Origin of the sequence: Streptomyces sp. NBC_00076, assembly GCF_045041235.1 — a bacterium.
In the GTDB taxonomy this organism is placed as follows: Bacteria; Actinomycetota; Actinomycetes; order Streptomycetales; family Streptomycetaceae; genus Streptomyces.
Map to the genome: position 1 here is coordinate 8,017,173 of NZ_CP108242.1, position 23,425 is coordinate 8,040,597.

The 23,425-nt window shown below is 68.2% G+C and carries 15 protein-coding genes and 1 pseudogene; 12 read left to right on the forward strand and 4 right to left on the reverse strand.

What is annotated here, in order from left to right:
• Positions 1-99: 99 nt before the first annotated feature.
• Complete coding sequence (locus OHA64_RS36125) at positions 100-312, reverse strand: hypothetical protein (RefSeq protein WP_405620444.1); 213 nt, start codon at positions 310-312, stop codon at positions 100-102.
• 220 nt (positions 313-532) lie between these two features.
• On the opposite strand from OHA64_RS36125, the pseudogene OHA64_RS36130 reads away from it, so the two are divergent.
• Positions 533-1,753 (forward strand): annotated as a pseudogene (locus OHA64_RS36130) (RNA-guided endonuclease InsQ/TnpB family protein).
• A gap of 344 nt (positions 1,754-2,097) precedes the next feature.
• On the forward strand, positions 2,098-3,207 hold the full coding sequence (locus tag OHA64_RS36135) for a lytic polysaccharide monooxygenase (protein WP_405624257.1): 1,110 nt from the start codon (positions 2,098-2,100) through the stop codon (positions 3,205-3,207).
• A gap of 230 nt (positions 3,208-3,437) precedes the next feature.
• Here the strand turns inward: OHA64_RS36135 and OHA64_RS36140 are convergent, their stop codons facing one another.
• Complete coding sequence (locus OHA64_RS36140; RefSeq protein WP_405620446.1) at positions 3,438-4,481, reverse strand: acetylxylan esterase; 1,044 nt, start codon at positions 4,479-4,481, stop codon at positions 3,438-3,440.
• A gap of 267 nt (positions 4,482-4,748) precedes the next feature.
• On the opposite strand from OHA64_RS36140, the gene OHA64_RS36145 reads away from it, so the two are divergent.
• The 5 genes from OHA64_RS36145 (at position 4,749) to OHA64_RS36165 (ending at position 11,128) form a co-directional block, all read left to right on the forward strand.
• Positions 4,749-5,744, forward strand: a complete 996-nt coding sequence (locus tag OHA64_RS36145; RefSeq protein ID WP_405620448.1) for an ABC transporter permease — start codon at positions 4,749-4,751, stop codon at positions 5,742-5,744.
• Entirely contained in the window at positions 5,741-6,655 is a 915-nt protein-coding gene (locus OHA64_RS36150; RefSeq protein WP_405620450.1) for a carbohydrate ABC transporter permease, read from the forward strand. The genes OHA64_RS36145 and OHA64_RS36150 overlap by 4 nt, the downstream gene beginning before the upstream one ends.
• Positions 6,656-6,712: 57 nt before the next feature.
• Positions 6,713-8,368 carry an extracellular solute-binding protein gene (locus OHA64_RS36155; protein WP_405620452.1) on the forward strand — a complete coding sequence of 552 codons (1,656 nt, stop codon included), beginning with the start codon at positions 6,713-6,715 and terminating at the stop codon, positions 8,366-8,368.
• 61 nt (positions 8,369-8,429) lie between these two features.
• Positions 8,430-9,113 carry a hypothetical protein gene (locus OHA64_RS36160; RefSeq protein ID WP_405620454.1) on the forward strand — a complete coding sequence of 228 codons (684 nt, stop codon included), beginning with the start codon at positions 8,430-8,432 and terminating at the stop codon, positions 9,111-9,113.
• Positions 9,110-11,128: a beta-galactosidase gene (locus OHA64_RS36165; protein WP_405620456.1), complete on the forward strand. Its 2,019-nt coding sequence runs from the start codon at positions 9,110-9,112 to the stop codon at positions 11,126-11,128. The genes OHA64_RS36160 and OHA64_RS36165 overlap by 4 nt, the downstream gene beginning before the upstream one ends.
• Here OHA64_RS36165 and OHA64_RS36170 read toward each other — a convergent pair.
• Positions 11,122-13,140, reverse strand: a complete 2,019-nt coding sequence (locus OHA64_RS36170; RefSeq protein WP_405620458.1) for an alpha-glucuronidase — start codon at positions 13,138-13,140, stop codon at positions 11,122-11,124. The two genes, OHA64_RS36165 and OHA64_RS36170, sit on opposite strands and share 7 nt — an antisense overlap.
• Positions 13,141-13,160: 20 nt before the next feature.
• Positions 13,161-16,994 (reverse strand): GH92 family glycosyl hydrolase, encoded by a 3,834-nt coding sequence (locus OHA64_RS36175; RefSeq protein WP_405620460.1) that lies wholly within the window; start codon positions 16,992-16,994, stop codon positions 13,161-13,163.
• 379 nt (positions 16,995-17,373) lie between these two features.
• On the opposite strand from OHA64_RS36175, the gene ngcE reads away from it, so the two are divergent.
• From ngcE to OHA64_RS36200, 5 genes are all read left to right on the forward strand, one after another.
• Positions 17,374-18,828 (forward strand): N-acetylglucosamine/diacetylchitobiose ABC transporter substrate-binding protein, encoded by a 1,455-nt coding sequence (gene ngcE / locus OHA64_RS36180; RefSeq protein WP_405620462.1) that lies wholly within the window; start codon positions 17,374-17,376, stop codon positions 18,826-18,828.
• Positions 18,829-18,844: 16 nt separating this feature from the next.
• A complete protein-coding gene (locus OHA64_RS36185) occupies positions 18,845-19,771 on the forward strand; it encodes a carbohydrate ABC transporter permease (RefSeq protein WP_405620464.1) in 927 nt (308 codons plus the stop codon).
• Positions 19,772-19,774: 3 nt separating this feature from the next.
• Positions 19,775-20,698, forward strand: coding sequence for a carbohydrate ABC transporter permease (locus OHA64_RS36190; RefSeq protein WP_405620466.1), 924 nt, complete (start codon positions 19,775-19,777; stop codon positions 20,696-20,698).
• 183 nt (positions 20,699-20,881) lie between these two features.
• Positions 20,882-22,081, forward strand: a complete 1,200-nt coding sequence (locus OHA64_RS36195) for an ROK family protein (RefSeq protein ID WP_405624258.1) — start codon at positions 20,882-20,884, stop codon at positions 22,079-22,081.
• Positions 22,082-22,214: 133 nt separating this feature from the next.
• Complete coding sequence (locus OHA64_RS36200; protein ID WP_405624260.1) at positions 22,215-23,315, forward strand: substrate-binding domain-containing protein; 1,101 nt, start codon at positions 22,215-22,217, stop codon at positions 23,313-23,315.
• The last annotated feature ends 110 nt before the right edge of the window (positions 23,316-23,425 follow it).

Genomic DNA, 23,425 nt, shown 5'->3' on the forward strand with positions numbered 1-23,425 from the left:
TTTCCGTAGGTCTTGTCGTCAAACGCCCGCGGGCCGGCCCACGACCGGCCCGTCACCGACCACGAACTGACCGCGCCGACAGCCGCGTTGCTCCGTGCGTCAGGCTCGCGGTTCGCTGAGCACGGTGGTCACCAGGTCGAGGAAGCGGTCGAAGTCGAGTGCGGACACCGTCCGGATGACGGGCAGGTCCTCCCGTCCGTGGTGTGCGCGCCGTTCGACGACCGTCATGCCACGCGTCAGTTCGCCGCGGCGTTCGACGTCACCTGTTTCTTGCGAGGAGGCCCCGGCGTTCACGCCGGGGAGGAATCGCATCCGGGTGTCGCAACGCGGGGCGTCGCCGCACACGGTTCAGGGCGTGGAGGGCCGGTACCCCTGTCGGCATCGCCGAGGTGATGCGAACACGTGTGCCTGTGATCGCTGGTCGGGGTGGTGGCCATGGGATCGGGGTGCGTGTGTGCGGCGGTCGTACATACGGTCCTTCGGAGGGTTCGGGACGGCACAGTGTCCTGGCCGGGAACCGTGAGGGGGCGAGATGGCGCAGGTGGGGGTGGCTGTGGAGAGCGGGCATGCCCGGTACAACTTCCGGCTGCGCCTGTCGTCTCCCGCCCGCACGGCATTGGCGGCGGAGTGGGACCGGTGCCGCTGGCTGTGGAACGAGTGTGTCGCCAAGTCCAAGGCTGTACACCTGCACAACAAGGCGACCGGTCAGAAGGCCACGTGTGGTCCGGCGCAGCTCGACAGGATGCTGACCGAAGCCCGCGCCCGTATGCCGTGGCTGCGTGAGGGGTCATCAGTTCCCCAGCAGCAGACCATCCGCGACTTCGGACGCTCCCGCGCCAAGGCGCACAAGGACATCGCAGAGCGTCTGCCCATGGCGCGCCGGGCCGGGATGCCGAAGTGGAAATCCAAGCGCGAGGCACTGCCGACCCTCAACTACACCAAGCGCGGATTCAGGTTGAAGGACGGCCGGCTGCACCTGGCGGGCGGCATCGTCGTGATGGTGGTGTGGTCGCGGGAACTTCCGTCCGAGCCGTCCTCGGTGCGTGTGTACCAGGACAGCCTCGGGCACTGGTACGCCTCGTTCGTCGTCCCCGCCCAACTCTAGCCCCTGCCGGAGACCGGTCGCGTGCTCGGTGTCGACTGGGGTGTGAAGGAGACGGCGACCACCACGTCCGACGCGTACGACCTGCCGCACGCCGGGCACGGCAGGAAGGCCCGGGCGAAGCTGACCCGGTATGACCGGATGATGGCCCGCCGCAGGCCGAAGAAGGGACAGCCGGCGTCGAAGGGCTACCGCGAGGCGAAGAGACTGCGGGCGAAGGCGTACAAGAAGGTTGCCAGGCAGCGTGCGGACACAGGCCGTAAGTGGGCCAAGAAGGTGGTCCGCGACCACGACGCCATCGCGGTCGAGGACTTCCGTCCGAAGTTCCTGGCCAAGTCCACCATGGCCCGCAAGGCCGCTGACGCCGCCATCGGCGCCACCAAGGCCGCCCTGCTCGAGATGGGCCGCAAGCATGGGCGGGACATCCGCCTGGTCCACGCCGCGCACACCACGATGGACTGCGGGCACTGCGATGCGAGAGCCAAGCATCGCCTGCCGCTGGGTGAGCGCACCTACACCTGCGCCGCGTGCGGGACTGTGTCCCCACGGGGCAAGAACTCCGCACGCGTCATGCTCGTCCGGGCTGGTCTCAACCCGGCTGGTGCCGATGGCGGAAGACCTCCTGGAGCGCAGCTCCAAGAGGCGGCCTGAGCCAGGAATCCCCTTCCCTTCAGGGAGGGGAGGACTCAAAGCGGACCTCGACGCACTCGATGAGCGTGGGATCGATGAGGGCGGCCACGGCGACGCTGTCGATGAGGGAGCGGCAGGGTCGGCACCACCGGCGAGGCACCATCACCGCGAACCGCCCGTGTGTGCCAGGCGTTTACAAGTCGGCCGGTCGGCGATAACTTCCCAAGGAGGTGGGTGGGAGCGCTCCCACGTGGTGGACCGGAACCCGCCCCGAGGCCGCTCCCGCCCCCGCCATCCGCACACGCTCATTCGCGCACACGCATCCACGGCCCGTACCTCAAGGAACGGACTGATCTGTCATGATCATGACAAGAATAGGAGTGGAGCCCCCGGACTCCCCACGCCGATTACTGTCCGGCCCCCGCTTCCCGCTCCCCACCCGCGCCCGCGCCCTCTTCCTCGTACTGGTCTCCCTGCTCGCCACGATCCCGGCACTCAGCCTGGTCGTCACGGCCGGCGGCAAGGCGGAGGCGCACGGCACCCCCATGAAGCCCGCCAGCCGCACCTTCCTGTGCTGGCAGGACGGGCTGACCGACACCGGTGAGATCAAACCGATCAACCCGGCCTGCAAGAACGCGCAACAGGTCAGCGGCACCACGCCGTTCTACAACTGGTTCTCGGTGCTGCGCTCGGACGGCGCCGGCCGCACCCGCGGCTTCGTGCCGGACGGCGAACTGTGCAGCGGTGGCAACACCAACTTCACGGGCTTCAACGCGGCCCGCGACGACTGGCCGCTCACCCATCTCACCTCGGGCAAGACGGTCGACTTCTCCTACAACGCCTGGGCCGCGCACCCGGGTTGGTTCTACGTCTACGTCACCAAGGACGGCTTCGACCCCAAGAAGACCCTCACCTGGAACGACATGGAGTCCCAGCCCTTCCTGAGTGCCGACCACCCGCCGCTCAACGGCAGTCCGGGCACGGTCGAGGCCAACTACTCCTGGACCGGCCAGCTCCCGGCGAACAAGTCGGGGCGGCACATCATCTACATGGTGTGGCAGCGTTCGGACAGCGCGGAGACCTTCTACTCCTGCTCCGACGTCGTCTTCGACGGCGGCAACGGCGAGGTCACCGGCATCCATGAGCCGGGCAACCCGACCGATCCGGTGCCGGGCACCTGTACGGCCACCCGTAAGACGACGGGCAGTTGGAACGGCGGATACCAGTCCGAGGTGACCGTCACCAACTCCGGCGATGTCCCGATGCTGGGCTGGATGGTCGACTGGACGCTGGCGGGCGGCCAGAAGGTCGAGAGCCTGTGGAGCGGCAACGCCACCTACACCGGACAGAACGTGATGGTGCACAACGCCAACTGGAACGGCTCACTGGATCCGGGGAAGAGTACGACGTTCGGCTACGTCGTCTCCGGGTCCGGCGGTGACGCGACGGCGACGCTTCCCTGCCGGGTCGGCTGAAGCGCCGTCGGCTGATCCGTCGTTCGTAACCGCCGTTCAGGGCGGAACCACCGCTCAGGGCGGACCCGGTGGGTGATGTGTGCCACCGGGTCCGCGCGCCGGCCGGCGAAGCCGACAACCTTGCCGCAGGTCGAGGTCCGCGCCGCCCCATTCCGGTGGCAGGCCCGGGCGACGGCAAGCGGATCGCGAGCGCGAGGCCGGAGTCGGCGTGAACACGGACCCGCCCGCGTTCACGCCGACTCCGGACCGACGCCAGGTTCTCCCAACAAATCAGCCAGCCAGTCGAGTTGGCGGCGGACCTGCACGGCGTCGCCGCCTTCGTGGCCGTTGTACGGATAGGCGTGGATCTCCTTGCGGACGGGCTCCTTGCGGACGGTCTCATCGCCGCGTTCCACGCCGGTCAGTTCGGCGTAGCGGTTGAACGCGGCGTACGCCCCGCTCGGCGGGCACACCGTGTCGCGCAGGCCCACCCCGAAGTGGGCCGGGGCCTGCGCGCGCCGGGCGAAGGAGATGCCCTCCAGGTAGGAGAGCGTGCGGTACGCGGCTCGCTCGGCGCCCCGGTGGACGGACAGATACGCGGTGACTTCGCCGTAGGGGGCCGCGTCGGTGAGGTCCAGTGCCCGCCGGATCCCGCACAGGAAGGGCGCGGTGACCAGGACCGCCGCGAGATCCGGGACCAGTCCGGCGACGGCCAGGGCGAGCCCGCCGCCCTGGCTGTTGCCGACGGCGACGGTCCGGGACGCGTCCACCGCGGGGAGCGCTCGGACCGCGGCCACCGCGCGGACCGCGTCCGTGATCAGACGGCGGTAGTGGCTGTCCTGCGGGGCGAGCAGACCGCGTACCGCCGGACCCGGACCGCCGGGCACGGTCGCGTGCGGGTCCGGGGTGTCGCCCCCGCAGCCGTACTGGTCGCCCTGGCCCCGGTTGTCCATCAGCAGATGCGCGTACCCGGCGTTCACCCAGGTCAGCCGCTCGTGGGGCAGACCTCGCCCACGGCCGTAGCCGGCGTACTCGACAATGGCCGGCAGCGGTTCGGGCACTTTGGCCGGCCGGCTGAACCAGGCCCGCACCGGATCGCCGGCGAAGCCGCGGAAGGTCACGTCCCAGGTCTCCGTGAGCCGCAGACCGGTCGCCACCGGTCGCGCCGAGACCACCGGGTCCCTCTGCCCGGCCTCCTTGAGCGTGCTCAGCCAGAACTCGTCGAAGTCGGCGGGCTCCTCGGGTTCCGGTCGGTAATGTTCGAGCTCCTTCAGCGGCATGTCGAACGCTGGCACGGCGGCACCTCACAGGCGTCAACGGGGCGGCTCGGTCCGATCGTTGCGGTCGTAAGCCAGAAAGTTCCGACGTAACCACGCCGATACCTCCATCCCTTCCACCCTCGCCCCGTGGTGAATCCAGGGCGGCACAACCGTCTCACCGCCCAACCTTCCCTTACGCGGCCCCCATTGACAGCACTTTCTGCTGCCCCTAAGTTGCCGCGAAGTTACCGGTAAGAGCTCGAAAGTTTCGGTTCCGCGTCCCATGCCACGGGAGGCCCGAGCATGAGCACGTCCACAACATCGGCCCCACCGCCGGGCACCCAGGACCCGCCACCGGCAAGAGCCGCCCCCTGTCGCAGCGCGCGGACACCGGCCCGCACCGGCTGGCGGCGGGCGCTGCGCAGGGACTGGCAGCTGTACTCGCTCGCCGTACTGCCCCTGCTGTTCTTCCTCGTCTTCCGCTATCTGCCGATGATCGGCAACGTGATCGCCTTCCGGCGCTTCGAACCGGGCGGTTCGATCTTCGGCGAACAGTGGGTGGGACTGCGCTATGTCCAGATGTTCCTCAGCGACCCCACCTTCTGGCAGGTCTTCCGCAACACCCTGTGGCTCGGCGGCCTGACGCTCGTCTTCTGCTTCCCGATCCCGATCGTGCTGGCGCTGCTGCTCAACGAGGTACGCAGGCGCTCGCTCAAGCGGTTCGTGCAGTCGGTGTCGTACCTGCCGCACTTCCTGTCGATCGTGATCGTCGCGGGCATCACCCTGCAGATGCTCGCCACGGACGGGCCGGTCAACCACGTCCTGGGCCGGCTCGGCCACGATCCGATCCGGTTCATCCAGGAACCGGAGTGGTTCCGCACGATCTATGTCGGCTCGGAGATCTGGCAGACCGCCGGGTGGGGCACGATCCTCTACCTCGCCGCGCTCACCACCATCGACGACGATCTGTACGAGGCCGCGCGCATCGACGGCGCCAACCGCTGGCAGCAGATCTGGCACGTCACGCTGCCCGGCATCCGCCCCACCATGATCACGCTGCTGATCCTCAACGTCGGCACGTTCCTGGCGGTCGGCTTCGAGAAGGTCCTGCTGCTGTACAACCCGTTGACCTACCCGACCGGCGACGTGATCTCGACGTACGTCTACCGTTCCGGAGTCGAGTCCAACAGCTTCAGCTATGCCGCGGCCATCGGTCTGTTCGAGGCGATCATCGGCCTGGTCCTGATCACGTCCGCGAACCAGCTCTCGCGCCGCACAGTGGGGACGAGCCTGTGGTGAGTCTGCTGTCCGGGCGCCCCGCCCGCCCGCGTACGTCCGTCAACCAGCCGACCCGCGGCTATCGCGTCTTCCAGGGCGTCAACGGGGTGATCCTCACTCTCGTCGTCGTGGTGACCCTGTACCCCTTCGTCAACATCGTCGCGAGGTCCTTCAGCGGGGAGCGCCAGATCCGCGCGGGTGACGTCACCTTGTGGCCCAAGGGGTTCAACCTCACCACGTACAAGATCGTGTTCCAGGACTCGATGTTCTGGCGGAACTACGGCAACACCGTGCTGTACACGGTGGTCGCCACCACCGTCGCCATGGTCCTGACGACCTGTTACGCCTACGTCCTGTCGAAGAAGAACCTCAAGGGCCGCACCGCGCTCGTCGGTATCGCCGTGTTCACCATGTTCTTCACCGGCGGCCTGATCCCCAACTACCTCCTGATCACCAACCTCGGCCTGAAGAACAGCGTCTGGGCGATCGCGCTGCCCAACGCGATCAGCGTCTTCAACCTCCTGGTGATGAAGGCATTCTTCGAGAGCCTGCCGACCGAACTGGAGGAGGCCGCCCAGATCGACGGCCTGAGCACGTACGGCGTCCTGCTCAGAATCGTGCTGCCGCTGTCCAAGGCGGTCGTCGCGACGATGGTGCTGTTCTACTCGGTGTCCTTCTGGAACTCCTGGTTCAGCGCGTTCCTCTACATGGACCAGACGGACCTGATGCCGGTCACCGTCTATCTGCGCAACCTGATCTCCGGCGCCACCACGGGCGGCAACGCCGGCGCCGCCGACGCGCAGCTCAGCCAGGTCGGGGCGAATATCCAGGCCGTCACGATCGTGCTGACCTCACTGCCCATCCTCTGCGTGTACCCGCTCGTGCAGCGCTACTTCGTCTCGGGCGTGATGCTCGGCGCGGTCAAGGGCTGACCGCCTCGGTACGTACCGCACCTCTCCTCAACCGGCGTACGGAACAAAGGAGTTCCCGTGAAGAACGCAGGACAACTGTCGCGACGCCAGATCCTGGCCGCCGCGGGTTTCGTCGGCCTCGCCACCCTCACCGGCTGCGGCAGCGGTGACGACGGTGGTGACTCCAAGGACCTGTCGAAGAAGCAGAACGGCGCGATGAAGGAGTACCGCGTCGGCCAGCAGTTCAAGGCGGCGAAGCCGCTGTCCTTCTCGGTCCTGCACAACGAGAACCCGGTCTACCCGATGAAGGACAGCTGGCTGTTCTGGAAGGAGCTGACCAAGCGCACCGGCGTCACCCTGAAGCCCGTCTCCGTCCCCCTCATGGACTACGAGAAGAAGCGCAGCGTCCTCATCGGCTCCGGTGACGCCCCGTTCCTGATCCCCAAGACGTACCACCCCTCCGAGGTCGCGTTCGTGTCCTCGGGCGCGATCCTCCCGGTGAGCGACTACGTGCACCTGATGCCCAACTTCCGCGACAAGGTGAAGAAGTGGAAGCTGGAGCCGGAGATCGACTCCATTCGCCAGTCCGACGGCAAGTTCTACCTGCTGCCCGGCCTGCACGAGAAGGTCAGGTCCGGCTACTCGCTGTCGCTGCGCATGGACGTCCTCGACCGGCTCGGCCTGACCGCGCCCACCACCTGGGACGAGGTGTACGACGTCTTCACGGCGATCAGACGGGAGTACCCGGACCGCTACCCCTTCTCCGACCGCTGGAGCAAGAACACGCCCTATCCGGCCGCCGCGCTCTTCAGCTATCTCGGCCAGGCGTACGGGGTGCGGGCGGGCTGGACGTACGACAACATCAGTTGGGACGCGGACGCGAACACGTTCGTCTTCACCGGCGCGACCGACGCCTTCCGGCAGATGATCGCGTTCGTGCGGAAGCTGGTCGCCGAGAAACTGGTCGACCCGGAGAGCTTCACCCAGACCGACGACGACGCGACGCAGAAGCTGCTCGCTCAGAAGTCGTTCGCGATCAGCGCCAACCCCCAGGCGCTGGTGCAGGAGTACCGCTTCAACCTGGATAAACAGGTCGAGGGCGCGAGAATCGAGATGGTGCCGGTGCCGCTCGGTCCGGCGGGAGCGGTGGTGCTGGGTGGTGCCCGGCTGGAGAACGGCGTCATGATCTCCAGCAAGGCCCTCAAGAGCGACTCCTTCGTCGCGATGATGCAGTTCGTCGACTGGCTCTGGTACTCGGACGAGGGCCAGCGGTTCGCCCGGTGGGGAGTCGAGGGAGTCACCTACACCCGCTCCGGCGGCCGGTACCGGCCGAAGGACGGCATCAGCCTCATGGGCTCCGACCCGGACGCCCCGAAGGACATGCAGAAGAACTACGGCTTCTACAACGGCGTGTTCGCCTACGGAGGCAGTTGGGATCTCGTCTCCTCCATGTTCAGCCCCGACGAGCAGAAGTTCCAGGACGCCATGGCCCAGCGCAAGCAGCTGCCCGTCGCCCCGGCACACCCGCTGCAGTCCGTCGAGCAGGAGCAGGCGTCGCTGTGGGACACCCCGCTGCGGGACCACGTCACGCAGAACACCCTCAAGTTCGTCCTCGGCAAGCGCCCCCTGTCCGAATGGGGCGCGTACGTCAGCGAGTTGAAGGCCAAGAACATGCAGCGGCTCGTCGACATGCACAACAAGGCGTACGACCGCTTCCAGAAGGAGAACGGGTGAACCGCGTCGAGGCCCCGTCGTGGTGGGACGAGCGCCGGCCGCCCGGAAGGGACCCGGCACGGTGAGCACACCTCAGGCCACCGCCTTCGGCGACGGTCCCCTCTCCCGCGCCGCCGCGCTGATCCACACCCTGGTCACCGTCGAGGTCCTGCTGCTCGGCGCGGCCGCACCGGGCCTGGCCGGGCTGCTGGTCGTGGGCACGGACCCGGCCAACCTGCCGCTGGCCGCCGTATGCCTCCTGCCCCTCGGCCCGGCCCTGTCCGCCGCCCTGTACGCGCTCCACCACCGCGACCGCGACCTCACCGACCTCCACCCGGCCCGCACCTACTGGCGCGGCTGGCGCCTCAACGCGCTGCCGGCCCTGAAGCTGTGGACGCCGCTGCTCGCCTGGCTCACCGTGATCGCCTTCACCCTGACCCACTTCTCCGCCACCGGACTGCCCGGCTGGTGGGCCGTCCTGCTCGTGGTCATCGGCGTCGGCTCGCTCCTGTGGGGCGCGCACGCGCTCGTGCTCACCTCGCTGTTCGCGTTCCGCGCCCGGGACACCGCCCGCCTCGCCGGGTACTTCCTGATCCGCCGAGGCGGTGCCACCCTCGGCGCCGCCTCGCTGCTCGTCCTCACGGGCGCCATGACCGTCCTGCTGACCGAGGCCCTGCCCGCCCTGCTGGCCGCCCCGCTGCTGCTGTCCCTGCTGCACAGCAGCCGGCCGGTGATCGCCGAGACCCAGGAGGACTTCACGGTATGACCCCGCCCCGCACCCCGAAGGTCCCCTACGGCGGCGACTACAACCCCGAGCAGTGGCCACACGAGGTGTGGGACGAGGACCACCGCCTGTTCACCCGGGCCGGCATCGACACCCTCACCGTCGGCGTCTTCTCCTGGTCGCTCACCCAACCGGCCGAGGACACCTACGACTTCACGATCCTCGACCGTGTCCTCGACCGGGCCGCCGCCGAGGGACGGCAGGTCTGCCTGGCCACCGGCACGGCCGCCCTGCCGCCCTGGCTCGCCAAGAAGTACCCCGAGGTCAACCGCACCGACTTCGAGGGCCGCCGGCACCGCTACGGCCAGCGCCACACCTTCTGCCCCAGCTCACCCGCGTACCGCCGCCTGTCCACCGCAGTGGCCGCACGGCTGGCCGAACGGTACGCGGACCACCCGGCGTTGCTCGCCTGGCACATCAACAACGAGTACGGCGGCACCTGTTACTGCGAGCTGTGCGCCGACGCCTTCAGGCGATGGCTCCGCGACAGGTACGCGACCCTCGACGCCCTCAACGATGCCTGGTGCACGGCCTTCTGGTCGCACCGCTACACCGACTGGGACGAGATCGAGCCCCCGAACGCCCTCACCGAACACTGGCGCGGCCCCGACCACACCGCCTTCCAGGGCAACACCCTCGACTACTTCCGCTTCACCACCGACGCGCTCCTCGGCTGCTTTCTCGCCGAGAAGGAGGTGATCCGCGCCCATGACCAGGACACCCCCGTCACCACCAACTTCATGGGCATGTTTCGGCCCCTCGACTACCACCGCTGGGCACCCCACCTCGACTTCGCGTCCTGGGACAGTTACCCGCCCCTCGACGCCCCGCCCACCTGGCCCGCCCTCGCCCACGACCTGATGCGCGGCCTCAAGGACGGCGCCCCCTTCTGGCTGATGGAACAGACCCCGTCCACCACCGCCTGCCGTGACGTCAACCCGCTGCGGAGACCGGGCGAACTCCGTCTGGCCACCTTCCAGGCGGTCGCCCACGGCGCCGACGCCGCCCTCTACTTCCAGATGCGCGCCTCGCGAGGCGCCTGCGAGAAGTACCACGGGGCCGTCATCGGCCACGCGGGCCGCGACGACACCCGTGTCTTTCGCGAAGTGGCGGACCTGGGCCGCGAGTTGGAGCTGCTCGGCGGCGCGACCCTGGGCGCCCGCACCCCCGCCCGCACCGCCCTGGTCTTCGACTGGGACAGCTGGTGGGCCCTGGAGATCTCCGACGGCCCGTCCCGCCTGGTCCGCTACCAGGACACCGTCCACGCCTACTACCGGGCCGCCCGCGAGGCCGGCGCCGACGTGGACGTGATCCCGCAGACCGCCGACCTCACCCCGTACGACGTGGTGCTCGCGCCCGTCCTGCACATGGTCAAGGGCGACCTGGCCGACCGCCTCGAAGCGGTCGCCGCACGCGGCGGCACGGTCCTGTCCACCTTCCTCTCCGGCCGCGTCGACGCACACGACCGGGCCTTCCTCGCCGATGTCCCCGGCCCGCTCGCCCCTCTCCTGGGCATCCGCGTCGACGAATGGGACTCCCGCCCCCAGGACGTCGTACAGCCCGTCGACCTGGGGGAGTCGAGCTGCGCGGCGCGGCTGGTCTTCGAGATCGTGCAGCCGCGCGGTGCCGAGCCGGTCGGCACCTACGGCGCCGACTTCTACGCCGGCACCCCCGCCGTGACCCGGAACCGGTTTGGGGAGGGCGAGGGCTGGTACGTCGCCACCGCCCTCGACCAGCCGGGCGTCGATCAGGTCGTCCGACGGATCCTCGCCCGCCACGACCTGCTCGGCCCGTACGCCGACCACCCGAGCGTCGAGTCCGCGACCCGCGTCGCCCCCGACGGGACCCGTCTCCTCTTCCTCCTCAACCACGCACCCGAACCGGCCCGCCTGACCGCCCACGCCACCGCCACCGACCTGCTCACCGGCAAACGGGTCGACCAGGGCGAGCCGCTCACCCTCGACCCGCTCGGCACCGTGATCCTGCGGACTCAGTAGATGCGGCGCCCATGTGCGTCGGGCACACCCGACTTGCGGAAGAAGTAGCTGTTGATCTGATCGCGCCACTCGCGGGCACCGCGGAGCTGCTCCTCGTACCGCTCCGCGACCCGCGCATGGCGCGCAGGACTGACGAGGTCCACGAGAGAGGCCCAGGTCTGCTGCGCCCTGGCCACCTCCTCCACGCCCTCGAAGTGGGTGTCGTAGATGTGCTGGATCACCGGCGTCCCGTTGTGCAGCAGGTGCCCGTACGCCATGTGGTGGAAGAACAGCAGCAGTTCGTCGGGGCAGGTGTCCGGCGACTCGTACACCTCGGCCCAGGGCTTGGCGTACTGCCCCGCGTAGCCCGTCCCGGTCGCCACACTCCGGTCGACACCGATGCCGTCCCGATCGGCGAAGTGGTAGGTCCCCCAGGGGCTGTACTCGTAGCCGTCGACGCTCGGGCCGTAGTGATGGCCCGGCTGCACCATGAAGCCCACCCCGAGCGGCGCGGTGTACTTCTCGTACGTCCGCCACGAACCGTCGAGCACGGCGTGCAGCCCCGCCTCCAGACGAGCGGCGTCCGAGGTCGCGCCGGGCGTGAAGGTGAGCCGGATCCACTCGTCGAGGACGTCACCGGGATCCGCGTCCGGCCACCAGGCCAGCCGTCCGAAGGTGTACAGGTTCGCCTGGGCGAGGGGATGCCCGGTCCAGAACGGGTCGTCGCCGGCGTTGGACACCGCCACCAGCCCGCCCCGCGCCAGCGCCCCGACCGAGTCCCCGCCGTCCGGCCGGAACCGCAGCACCTCGCTCCACATCGGGCCGAGCCAGCACACGTGCCGCTGCTGCCCGGTGTACTCCTGGGTGGCCTGCACCTCCACCGCCAGCCGGGTCCGCGGCATCGCCCCGATCAGCGGTGACACCGGTTCGCGTACCTGGAAGTCCAGCGGCCCGTGCTTCACCTGGAGGACCGCGTTGTCGGCGAACTCCCCGTCCAGCGGCGTGAAGTGGTCGTACGCGGCCCGCGCCCGGTCCGTCGTCCGGTCCCGCCAGTCCTGCCGGTGGTCGTAGACGAAGGCCCGCCAGTGCACGGTCCCGCGGTACCCCGCGACGGAGCCGCTGCCGGCTGCGGCGAGCGCGGCGGCCAGCATGTTCGCGCCGTCCGCGTGGCTGCGCCCGTACGCGAAGGGACCCGGCTGGCCCTCCGAGTCGGCCTTCACCACGTATCCGCCGAAGTCCGGTATCGCCTCGTACACCCGCGTGGTCGCCTCGGCCCACCATGCGCGCACCGCCTCGTCCAGCGGGTCGGCCGTCGGGAGCCCGCCGAGCACCATGGGCGCGGCGAAGCCGACCGAGAGATGCGTCCTGATCCCGTACGGCCGCAACGCGTCCGCGATGTCGGCGACCTCACCGATCCGGTCCGTGAGCAGGTGTGCCTCGGTCTCGTGCACGTTGACGTTGTTCACCGCCACGGCGTTGATCCCGCAGGCCGCCAGCAGCCGGCCGTAGGCCCGCACCCGGGCCCACTCCTCGCGCGCCCGGCCGTCCGCCCAGAACAGCGACCCACCCGCGTAGCCGCGCTCCACCTGGCCCATGACCGGGTGCACGGCCACGTTGTCCCAGTGGTCCACCATCCGCAGCGCCACCGCCGGATGGTGGGTCCGGCGGGTCGGCTCCCCCGCGAAGGCGTCCTCGCCGAGCCGGACGACGTGGAACAGGCCGTACAGCAACCCGGCCTGCCCTGAAGCGGTCACGGTCGTCCGGCCGCCCTCGCGCACGAACGTGAAGGACTCGGAGTCCTCGGTGCCGGTCAGCTCCAGCACCAGGTCGTACCCGGGAGCGCCCGGCTCGGGGTCGCGTACGACACGACCACCGAACCGGGCGCAGGCCTCGGCCACCTCCCCGTGCACCGTCTCCACCAACGGCCCCGATCCGCGGATCAGGGTGAGCCGGACACCGAGCGGCCGAAAGGCCTCAGGCGGCAGCCAGGCCGGGTCGACACCCTCGGGCAGGACGGGCACGGTAAACGGCATGTGACCCCCAACTCGACTGCTCAGACGAGCAGTTCCACCTCCGACACCACCGCCTCGCCATCGACGACCAGACGGTACTTGTCGTAGGTACCCGGGGCCCTCACCGAGAACGCACGGGTCTGCCTGTCCCATGCGAAGGACTGTCCGGAGCGCTCGTCCAGCGTCTTCCACGTGGTCCCGTCCGCCGAGCCCTGGAGGGTCCAGCCGGTCGGCGCCTTGGCGCGGTCCGCCGACGAGGTCAGCGTGTACTGGAGCGCCCTGACCCGCCCGGAGACCGGCAGATCCAGCGGGGACGCCACACGCGCGTCCGTCGCCGACGTGTTGTCGAACAGGGCGCCCTCGCCCTTCAGCGCGTCCGCACGCGGGGCGGGCACCTTGTCGTCCTGGGTGATCGACACGGGTGCCGCGTTCTTCCCTGTGCCCCACTTCGACGGCTTCGGCCCCATGGCGAAGTCCAGGACCCCGCCCTTCGCCAGCAGCGAGTGCGGGAGTGAAGTCGACGTCCACGCACGGCCGTTGACCTTCAGCCCCTGCACGTACACGTTCTTCGCGCTGTTCTTCGGCGCCCTGACGACCAGGTCCCGGCCGTTCTCCAGATGGACCGTCGCCTTGGTGAACAGCGGGGAGCCGACGGCGTATTCGCCGCTGCCCATCACCAGCGGATAGAAGCCGAGCGCGGAGAACAGGAACCAGGCCGACTGCTCGCCGTTGTCCTCGTCGCCGTGATACCCCTGCCCGATCTCACTGCCGGTGTACAGCCGCGACAGCACCTCACGCACGTTCTTCTGGGTCTTCCAGGGCTGCCCGGCCGCGTCGTACATGTAGTTCACGTGGTGCGCGACCTGGTTGGAGTGCCCGTACATGCCCATCCGGACGTCCCGCGCCTCCGTCATCTCGTGGATGACACCGCCGTAGGAGCCGACGAAGTCCGGCGAGGCGGTCTCCGGGGTGGCGAAGTACTCGTCCAGTTTCTCCCCGAGGCCGCCGCGGCCGCCGTAGAGGTTGGCGAGGCCCCGGCTGTCCTGCGGGGCGGTGAAGGCGTAGCCCCAGCCGTTGGTCTCGGTGTAGTCGTAGCCCCACACGCGCGGGTCGTACGCCGAGGACTCGACGCGCCAGTCGCCCTTCGCGTCCCGGCCCTGGAAGAAGCCGGCCTTCCGGTCGAACAGATTCACGTAGTCCTGGGCCCGGTTGAGGAAGTACTCCGACTCCTCCTTGTAGCGCTTCTCACCGGTCTTCTTGTAGAGGGCCCGGCCCATCCTCGCGATGCCGTAGTCGTTGAGGTAGCCCTCCAGCGCCCACGACAGGCCCTCGTGCGTGTCGGTGTTCGTGTAGCCGAGGAAGGGCGAGGTCGCCATGCCCTTGCGGCCCACGCCGGACGACGGGGGCACGACGGTCGCGTTCTTCAGGGCCGCGTCGTACGCCGACTTCGCGTCGAAGTCGACGCCCTTGACGTACGCGTCCGCGAAGGCCACGTCCGACGAGGTGCCGGTCATCAGGTCCGCGTACCCGGGCGAGGACCAGCGTGATGTCCAGCCGCCGTCCTTGTACTGCTGGACGAACCCGTCGACCATCTCGCCCGCCTGAGAGGGCGTCAGGAGTGAGTACGCCGGCCAGGTGGTCCGATAGGTGTCCCAGAAACCGTTGTTGACGTACACCTTGCCGTCCACGATCTTCGCGCCGGTGTGCGTCGGAGTGTCCGGGCCGGGCATCGGCGAGAACGGCGAGGCGTACTGGTACTTCGAACCGACCTTCTCGAAGCCGGAGTTGGGATACAGGTACAGCCGGTACAGGCTGGAGTACAGCGTGGTCAGCTGGTCCGGCGTCGCGCCCTCCACCTCGACCTTGCCGAGGATCCGGTCCCACTGCTGCTGGGCGCGCGACTTCACCTTCTCGAAGGAGGTGCCGTCCGGGATCTCCTGGCGCAGGTTGTCCTTCGCCTGGTCGAGGCTGATCAGCGAGGTCGCCAGGCGCAGGGTGACGGTCCGGTCGGCACCGGCGTCGAAGCGCAGGTAGCCCTTGACCCCGCCGGCTGCCCCGTCGCTCACGGGCTTGTCGAACACGCCGTACACGAAGAGTCGGGTGGCACCGGTCGACAGCCCGGACTTCACGTCCGAGTACCCGGTGACGACCCCGTTCTCCTTGTCGAGCGTCAGGCCCGCCTGGTCGGTCACGTTGTCGAAGAGCACGCTCGCGTCGTCGCCCGGGTAGGTGAACCGGAGTGCCGCCGCATGATCGGTCGGCGTCATCTCCGCCTTCAGCCCGTTCTCGAACCGCACCCCGTAGTAGTACGGCCGCGCGGTCTCGTTCTCGTGCCGGAAGGCCAGCTCCCGCGCCTCACGCCCGGTGTCCGGGATGCCGGACGCGGCCGACGGCATCACCTGGAAGGTCTGCCGGTCGCCCATCCAGGGGCTCGGCTCGTGGCTCGCGCTGAACGCCTGGACGGTCGGCAGGTTGTCCGCGTTGTTGCCCCGCGCGTAGTCGTACAGCCAGCTCAGCGAGGACGCGTTGGTCACCGGCGTCCAGAAGTTGAAGCCATGCGGCACCGCCGTCGCCGGGAAGTTGTTGCCCCGCGAGAAACCGCCGCTGGAGTTGGTGCCCCGGGAGGTCAGCGCGTAGTCCGACAGATGGGCCTTCGGCTTCTCGGGCGCGGCCCGCTCGATCCTCACGTCGTCCAGCCAGCCCCGGAACTTCGCCGGACCCTTCGGGGAGTCGTACGCCACCAGGATCCGGTCGACGGTCTTCCCGGCCGCGACCGACCCGATCCGTGCGACGACGTTGTTCCACTGGTTGACGTAGAGCACCTTGGCGGCGCCCTGTCCCTGCGGTGAGAGGGCGAAGCCGTGCTGGTCGGTGGCTTTGAGGCGGCTCAGCTGGGTGCCGTCGGTGAAGGCCAGGTCCACGGACACGTTCGTGGCGTCGTAGTCCCGGTCGCCGTCCGCCATCGACGGGAAGATCCGGTAGGAGAGCCGGGTGTCCCGGCCGACCGCCACGTTCACGTCGAAGACCTTGTTGTACGAGTAGGCCCGCCCGTCCGTCGTGTGTCGTCCGGCGTAACGCAGGGCCCTCTTTCCGGTGAAGCCGGCGCCCGCCTTCGCGGTGGGCGATCCGCTCGGGCCGCGGTCGACCAGCGAGAGCATGTCCCGCGGCACCGGGCCGTCGTCGCCGCCGGTGGAGAACTGCACGTCAGCGAGTTGCAGGATGCCGTCGGCGCCGTTGTTGCGGGTGATGTCCAGCCGGAAGTGCCGGTACTCCGCGGCGGCCGACACCGGGATGTCGTACGTCTTCGTCTGTAACCGCTCGGAGAAGGATTCGTCCGAGCGGGTGTCGAGTGTCTTCCAGTCCTTGCCGTCGCTGGAGCCCTTGAGCGTCCAGTCCTTCGGGTCGCGCTCCTCGACGTCGTTCGCCGAGGTCAGCGCGTATCTGACCACCTTCACCGGCTTGTCCAGGTCGAACTCGGCCCAGCCGGTGGACTCGAAGGCCAGCCACTTGGTGCCCGGTTCGCCGTCGACGAGGTTGTCCTTCACCTCGCCGCCGCCGGTGTTCTCGGCGCTGGCCCGGACATCGGTGACGTGGTCGGTCACATTGCCCGGGATGCCGGTGCCGAAGCCGCCGTCGACCCCGGCGGCGCGCTTGGTGCCGTCCGGTGCCGTGTCGACGGTGTTGAGCCAGTCGGGTGCCGGATCGTCCGCCTCGAAGGAGGACGCGAACCCCCGGTCGGCGGTCGCGGGCGCCTGTGGAAGGGCGACCGCCGCCCCCTGGGACCCCACCGCCAACGCGAAGGCGGCCGTCAACACGACCGCCGAACCCCGCGCACCGGTGGAACCTCGTCTGTGCCGAACCCTGTGCTGCTGCATACGCGAGCACCCCTCCTGCGCTGCGGACAACGTTGTCAACTACTCTGCGCAAGGACCAGTAGGTGCTCAAGTGGACAGTGGTGTCAAGGGTGTTGGCTGCGGCATTCGGGGCCTATGTCTGGGATTTTTCCGGCAAGCGGCGCACAGGGCGCTCATATTTCCGCGAGGTCTCAACTCGGAAAAGACCGATGGCCAACCTTGCGTTCGATCTTGCTCCCTCGGCAAGAAGTGGACTATACCTGTCGGCAATTCACACGATCCGCACGGCATGATCGAATTTCACGATCCGCACGTCCTGCACAACCCTGCGTGACCCGACCGCGGTGCCCGGGAGGATCCGGTTCACCGCCTGAGTCCTGGAGAAGGCGAGGACTTGAGCATGGGATCCACTTCCGCCGAGAACAACGGCACCGGTGGTGTCGGCCGCCGCGATCTGATCAAGCGGTCCGCCGCGCTGGGCCTGATCTCCGTCCCCACGATGAGCTTCCTGTCGGCGTGCGCGAGCAGTGGCGGCGGCGACAGCGGCGACAAGGCCAAGGCCGGCAAGAAGACCGCGAAGAACCCGCTGGCCGTGAACGAGACCGCGGGAATGGAATTCGTCCTGTTCGACGGCGGCTTCGGCAAGGAGTACGCCGAGGATGCCGTGAAGATCTACGAGAAGAACTTCCCCAAGGCCAAGGTGAAGTTCTCCGCCACCCAGAAGATCCAGTCCACCCTCCAGCCCCGCTTCAACCAGGGCACCCCGCCGGACCTGATCGACAACTCCGGCGCCGAGCAGATGGACATGGGCGTCCTGGCGGGAAAGAGCCAGCTCACCGACCTCACGCCGCTGCTGGACGCCCCCTCCTACGACGACCCGAACAAGAAGGTCCGTGACACGCTGCGCCCCGGCATCGTGGAGATGGGCCAGCTCGACGGCGACCCGGTCTGGATCATGTACTACGCCTACACGGTGTACGGCGTCTGGTACTCGCAGAAGGCCCTGGACTCCCTCGACGCCACCTATCCCGAGACCTGGGACCAGATGCTCGCGGTGTGCGAGAAGGCCAAGAAGAAGGGCATGGCGGGCTGGACGTACGCGGGCAAGTACCCGTACTACCTCCCCTTCTCGCTCTACCCGATGATCGGCAAGGTGGGCGGCGTCGAGGTGCTCGACGCCATCGACAACCTGGAGCCGAACGCCTGGAAGAACCCCGCGGTCAAGGCGTGTTTCGAGGCCTACTACGAGCTCTACAAGAAGGGCTACATCCTCAAGGGCACCCCCGGCCTGGACCACATCCAGTCGCAGACCGCGTGGGCCAAGGGCAAGGCGCTGTTCATCCCGAACGGCTCCTGGGTGGAGAACGAGTCCGCGAACGTCATCCCGAAGGACTTCGACCTGGCCGTCTCCGCGCCCACCGGTATCGACTCCTCCGACAAGATGCCCTTCGGCACCATCTGGGCCTCCGGCGGCGAGCCCTTCATCGTCCCGGCCAAGGCGAAGAACGGCGAGGGCGGCATGGAGCAGCTGCGCATCATGCTCAGCGAGGCGTCCTCGAAGAACTTCACCAGCAAGGTCAAGTCGCTGACCGCGTACAACGGCGGCACCGACGGCATCACCCTCACCCCGGGCCTCAAGTCCGGCGTCGCGGCGCTGGAGAAGGCCGGCACCAACGTGGTGAATCCGCGGATGCAGGACTGGTACGTGCAGTTGCAGAAGGAGAAGATCGGCGTGTCCGGCCTGGGCGAGATGATGGCCGGCCGCCTCACTCCGGCCGAGGCCATCAAGAAGATCCAGGCCTACGCCGACGAGACCGCCAAGGACAGCTCGATCAAGCACTACAAGCACCAGTAGACGGACCGGAGAATCGATGCAGCACGGCAAGTACCGGTTCATCGTGGGGTTTCTGGCGCTGCCCCTCGGACTGTACGCGCTCTTCGTGGTCTGGCCGTTCATCCAGTCCATCTACTACTCGTTCACGGACTGGACCGGCCTGAGTCCTGAATTCAAGATGGTCGGCCTGGACAATTACCGGAGGATGCTGGACGACGAGATCTTCTGGAAGTCCTTGCAGCACAGCTTGATGTTCGCGGTCGTGCTGCCGCTCGTGACAATCAGCCTGGCGCTGTTCTTCGCCTTCATGATCAATGTCGGTGGGCGCAGGCGGAGGGGCGGCCCGGTCATTTCCGGTGTCCGGGGCTCCTCCTTCTACAAGATCGTCTACTTCTTCCCGCAGGTGCTCTCGATCGCGATCGTCGCCCTGCTGTTCGCTTTCGCGTACAACCCGGACAGCGGCGCCATCAACTCGCTGCTGCGCGGGATCGGCCTCGACAGCGTCCAGCCGCTCTGGCTGGGCGACCCGAGCCTGGCCCTGTGGTGCGTGATGGCGGTGCTCGTGTGGTCCACGGTCGGCTTCTTCGTGGTCCTCTTCTCCGCCGGCATGGCCTCCATCCCGGCGGACCTCTACGAGGCCGCGCTGCTGGACGGGGCCGGTCGCGCCGCCACGTTCTTCCGGATCACCCTGCCGCTGCTGTGGGACACCGTGCAGTCCGGCTGGGTCTACATGGGCATCCTCGCCCTGGGGGCGGAGTCGTTCGCGGTCGTGCAGATCATGACGACCGGGCCGGGCGGTCCCGACTACTCGACCACCGTCATGGTCCTGTACGTGTACCAGAAGGCGTTCCGTGACGGGCAGGCCGCCTATGCCACCACCATCGGCGTCGCCCTGCTCGTCGTCACGCTGGCCTTCGCCGCCCTCGTGATGCGGCTCGGACGCCGCGAGCGGCTGGAGTACTGACAGATGAAGACGACCGAGCCCCCCGCCCACCTGCCGGCCGAGTCCGGTGTGCCCGTCGCCAAGGTCGACGTCCCGACCGGCCCCGCCCCGAAGGGGAAGAAGGAGGGCGGCGTCCTCAACGCCTTCTCGCACGGGATCCTGGTCCTCTGGGCGATCATGGTCGTGCTGCCGCTGGTCTGGGCGGTCATGACGTCCTTCAAGAGCGACAGCGCCATTTTCGGCTCGCCCTGGTCGCTGCCGGACACGCTGCACTTCGACAACTGGTCGCGGGCCTGGACCGAGGCCAACATGAGCGACTACTTCCTCAACACCATCCTGGTGGTGGGAGGATCACTCATCGGCACCCTGGTGCTCGGCTCGATGGCGGCCTACGTGCTGGCCCGCTTCGACTTCCCGGGCAACCGGTTCATCTACTACCTGTTCATCGGCGGCATGAGCTTCCCGATCATGCTGGCGCTGGTCCCGCTGTTCTACGTCGTGAACAACATGGGCCTGCTGAACACGATCCACGGGCTGATCCTGGTCTACATCGCCTACTCGCTGCCGTTCACGGTGTTCTTCCTGACCGCGTTCTTCCGCACCCTGCCGACCTCGGTCGCGGAGGCGGCGTTCGTGGACGGGGCCTCGCACTCCCGGACGTTCTTCCAGATCATGCTGCCGATGGCCAAGCCCGGCCTGATCAGCGTGGGGATCTTCAACTTCCTGGGTCAGTGGAACCAGTACATGCTGCCGACCGTGCTGAACACCGACCCGGACAAGCGTGTCCTCACCCAGGGCCTGGTGCAGCTCGCGGTCAGCCAGGGATACAAGGGCGACTGGTCCGGCCTGTTCGCGGGCCTGGTCATGGCGATGCTGCCGGTGCTCGCGGCGTACATCGTCTTCCAGCGTCAGGTGGTGCAGGGGCTGACCGCCGGTGCCCTGAAGTAGCCGCTCGACCACGGTGTGCGGCGCCGCTCCCGGCTCCTCGGGGGCGGCGTTCGCGTGTGTGTTCAGGAACCCGGATGCGGTTCAACCTCTTGACGGGAGGCGACCCGAACAGCTCAGCTTAGAGTTCACTAGTTGGACATAGACGGGGTCTCGTTGAAGCGGCCCCGCGCGCAGGAGGTCGTCGTGGAGACTCCGGGGTCGCAGTCGTCGCTGCACCGAGCCAACCTGGAACGGGTGGTACGAGCCGTGCGGCTGGCCGGGTCGCTCACGCAGGCGGAGATCGCGCGGACGACGGGCCTGTCCGCAGCGACCGTCTCCAACATCGTGCGCGAGCTCAAGGACGGCGGAACCGTCGAGGTCACGCCCACGTCGGCGGGTGGCCGAAGGGCCCGCAGCGTCTCCCTGAGCGGGGACGCCGGCATCGTCATAGGGGTCGACTTCGGGCACACCCATCTGCGGGTGGCGGTCGGAAACCTGGCCCATCAGGTGTTGGCCGAGGAGTCCGAGCCGCTTGATGTGGACGCGTCCTCGGCGCAGGGCTTCGACCGGGCGGAACAGCTGGTCACCCGTTTGATCGAGGCCACCGGAGTGGATCGCTCCAAGGTCGCCGGCGTGGGCCTCGGCGTCCCCGGCCCGATCGACGTGGAGTCCGGCACCCTCGGCTCGACCGCCATCCTGCCCGGCTGGAGCGGCACCCGGCCCGCGGAGGAGATGCGCGGCCGGCTCGGCGTGCCTGTTCACGTGGACAACGACGCCAACCTCGGCGCCCTGGGCGAGCTGGTCTGGGGGAGTGGCCGGGGGGTGCGTGACCTGGCCTACATCAAGGTCGCGAGCGGTGTGGGCGCGGGGCTGGTGATCAGCGGGAAGATCTATCGCGGCCCGGGTGGCACTGCGGGAGAAATCGGACATATTACACTTGACGAGTCCGGCCCGGTCTGCCGTTGTGGGAACCGGGGCTGCCTGGAGACCTTCGCGGCCGCGCGGTATGTGCTTCCGCTGCTCCAGTCCAGCCACGGCACCGATCTGACGATGGAAGGCGTGGTGCGCTTGGCGCGGGACGGAGACCCTGGTTGTCGTCGGGTGATCGCCGACGTCGGCCGCCATATCGGCAGTGGAGTCGCCAATCTCTGCAATCTGCTGAACCCGAGCCGGGTGGTTCTGGGCGGTGATCTCGCCGAGGCCGGTGAGCTGGTGCTTGGGCCGATCAGGGAGTCAGTGGGCCGCTATGCGATCCCCAGTGCGGCACGCCAGCTCTCCGTTCTCCCGGGGGCCCTCGGTGGCCGTGCGGAGGTGCTCGGAGCACTCGCTCTCGCGCTCAGCGAGATGGGTGATTCAACCCTTTTGGACGGCACGCTGCATGCGGCGACACCTGCCTTCACTTAGAGAACGGATGGCACCGTTGCCAACCCGTTAAGGATTTACTTCTTGACGTCGCACGTGTGGCCGAGTTGACTTCCAGCCACCTCGGCCGCAATGACGCGGCCTCGTCAGGGAGGTTTCTGAAGTGAACACGCGTATGCGTCGTGCCGCTGTTGCCGTCGCCGCCGGTGCCATGGCGGTTTCGCTGGCCGCCTGTGGCAGCGCCAAGGAGTCCGGAGACAAGGCCGAGTCCTCCGGCTCCGCCTCGAAGGGCAACGACATCAAGGTCGGTCTGCTCCTTCCGGAGAACAAGACCGCACGGTACGAGAAGTTCGACAAGCCCCTGATCGAGAAGAAGATCAAGGAGCTCACGGACAACAAGGCCGAAATCCTGTACAACAACGCGCGGCAGGACGCGAGCCTTCAGTCCCAGCAGGTCGACACGATGATCACCAACAAGGTGGACGTGCTCATCGTGGACGCGGTGGACGCGAAGGCCATCAAGAACTCCGTTCAGAAGGCCGTGGACCAGGGCATCAAGGTCGTCGCCTACGACCGTCTCGCCGAAGGCCCGATCAGCGCCTACACCTCGTTCGACAACGAGGAGGTCGGCAGGACCCAGGGCAACGCCCTGCTGAAGGCCCTGGGCGCCAAGGCCACCAAGTCCTCCAAGATCGTCATGATCAACGGTTCGGTCACCGACCCGAACGCCGCCCAGTTCAAGGCGGGTGCGCACTCCGCTCTGGACGGCAAGGTCACCGTCGCCAAGGAGTACGACACCAAGGAGTGGTCGCCGGACAACGCCAACTCCGAGATGGAGGCGGCGATCTCCGCGGTCGGCGGCAAGAACATCGTGGGCGTCTACTCCGCGAACGACGGCATGGCCGGCGGTATCATCACCGCCCTCAAGGCCGCCGGTCTCAAGGTTCCCGTCACCGGCCAGGACGCCGAACTCTCCGCCGTCCAGCGGGTCATCGTCGGCGACCAGTACATGAGCGTGTTCAAGTCCTACCCGTCGGAGGCGAGCGTCGCCGGCGAGATGGCCGTCGCGCTGGCCAAGGGCGAGAGCCTGAGCTCCATCGCCAAGGACAAGGTCTCCAGCGGCAGCGCGAACGACGTCCCGTCGGTCCTGGTCCCGGTCGTCTCGCTGACCAAGGACAACATCAACGACACGGTGATCAAGGAAGGCTATTACACGCCCGCCGAGATCTGCACCGGCAAGTACAAGGCCGCCTGCGACGAGCTCGGCATCAAGTAGGCAGCCTCAAGTCCCCTTCTGGGTACGGGAGTTCGACTGTGAAGCCGAATCCCCGTACCCGGAATCTCCGTGGGGACATGGCTGCTCCCCATGCTCCGCCGGCGCCCCGC

What these genes read in the sequence shown, in the direction of transcription:
- OHA64_RS36170 (WP_405620458.1), bottom strand. Translation starts at nt 13,140, where the DNA reads ATGCCGTTTACCGTGCCCGTCCTGCCCGAGGGTGTCGACCCGGCCTGG.
- OHA64_RS36200 (WP_405624260.1), top strand. Translation starts at nt 22,215, where the DNA reads ATGCGTCGTGCCGCTGTTGCCGTCGCCGCCGGTGCCATGGCGGTTTCG.
- OHA64_RS36135 (WP_405624257.1), top strand. Translation starts at nt 2,098, where the DNA reads ATGACAAGAATAGGAGTGGAGCCCCCGGACTCCCCACGCCGATTACTG.
- OHA64_RS36175 (WP_405620460.1), bottom strand. Translation starts at nt 16,994, where the DNA reads ATGCAGCAGCACAGGGTTCGGCACAGACGAGGTTCCACCGGTGCGCGG.
- OHA64_RS36125 (WP_405620444.1), bottom strand. Translation starts at nt 312, where the DNA reads ATGCGATTCCTCCCCGGCGTGAACGCCGGGGCCTCCTCGCAAGAAACA.
- OHA64_RS36145 (WP_405620448.1), top strand. Translation starts at nt 4,749, where the DNA reads ATGAGCACGTCCACAACATCGGCCCCACCGCCGGGCACCCAGGACCCG.
- OHA64_RS36165 (WP_405620456.1), top strand. Translation starts at nt 9,110, where the DNA reads ATGACCCCGCCCCGCACCCCGAAGGTCCCCTACGGCGGCGACTACAAC.
- OHA64_RS36185 (WP_405620464.1), top strand. Translation starts at nt 18,845, where the DNA reads ATGCAGCACGGCAAGTACCGGTTCATCGTGGGGTTTCTGGCGCTGCCC.
- ngcE (WP_405620462.1), top strand. Translation starts at nt 17,374, where the DNA reads ATGGGATCCACTTCCGCCGAGAACAACGGCACCGGTGGTGTCGGCCGC.
- OHA64_RS36190 (WP_405620466.1), top strand. Translation starts at nt 19,775, where the DNA reads ATGAAGACGACCGAGCCCCCCGCCCACCTGCCGGCCGAGTCCGGTGTG.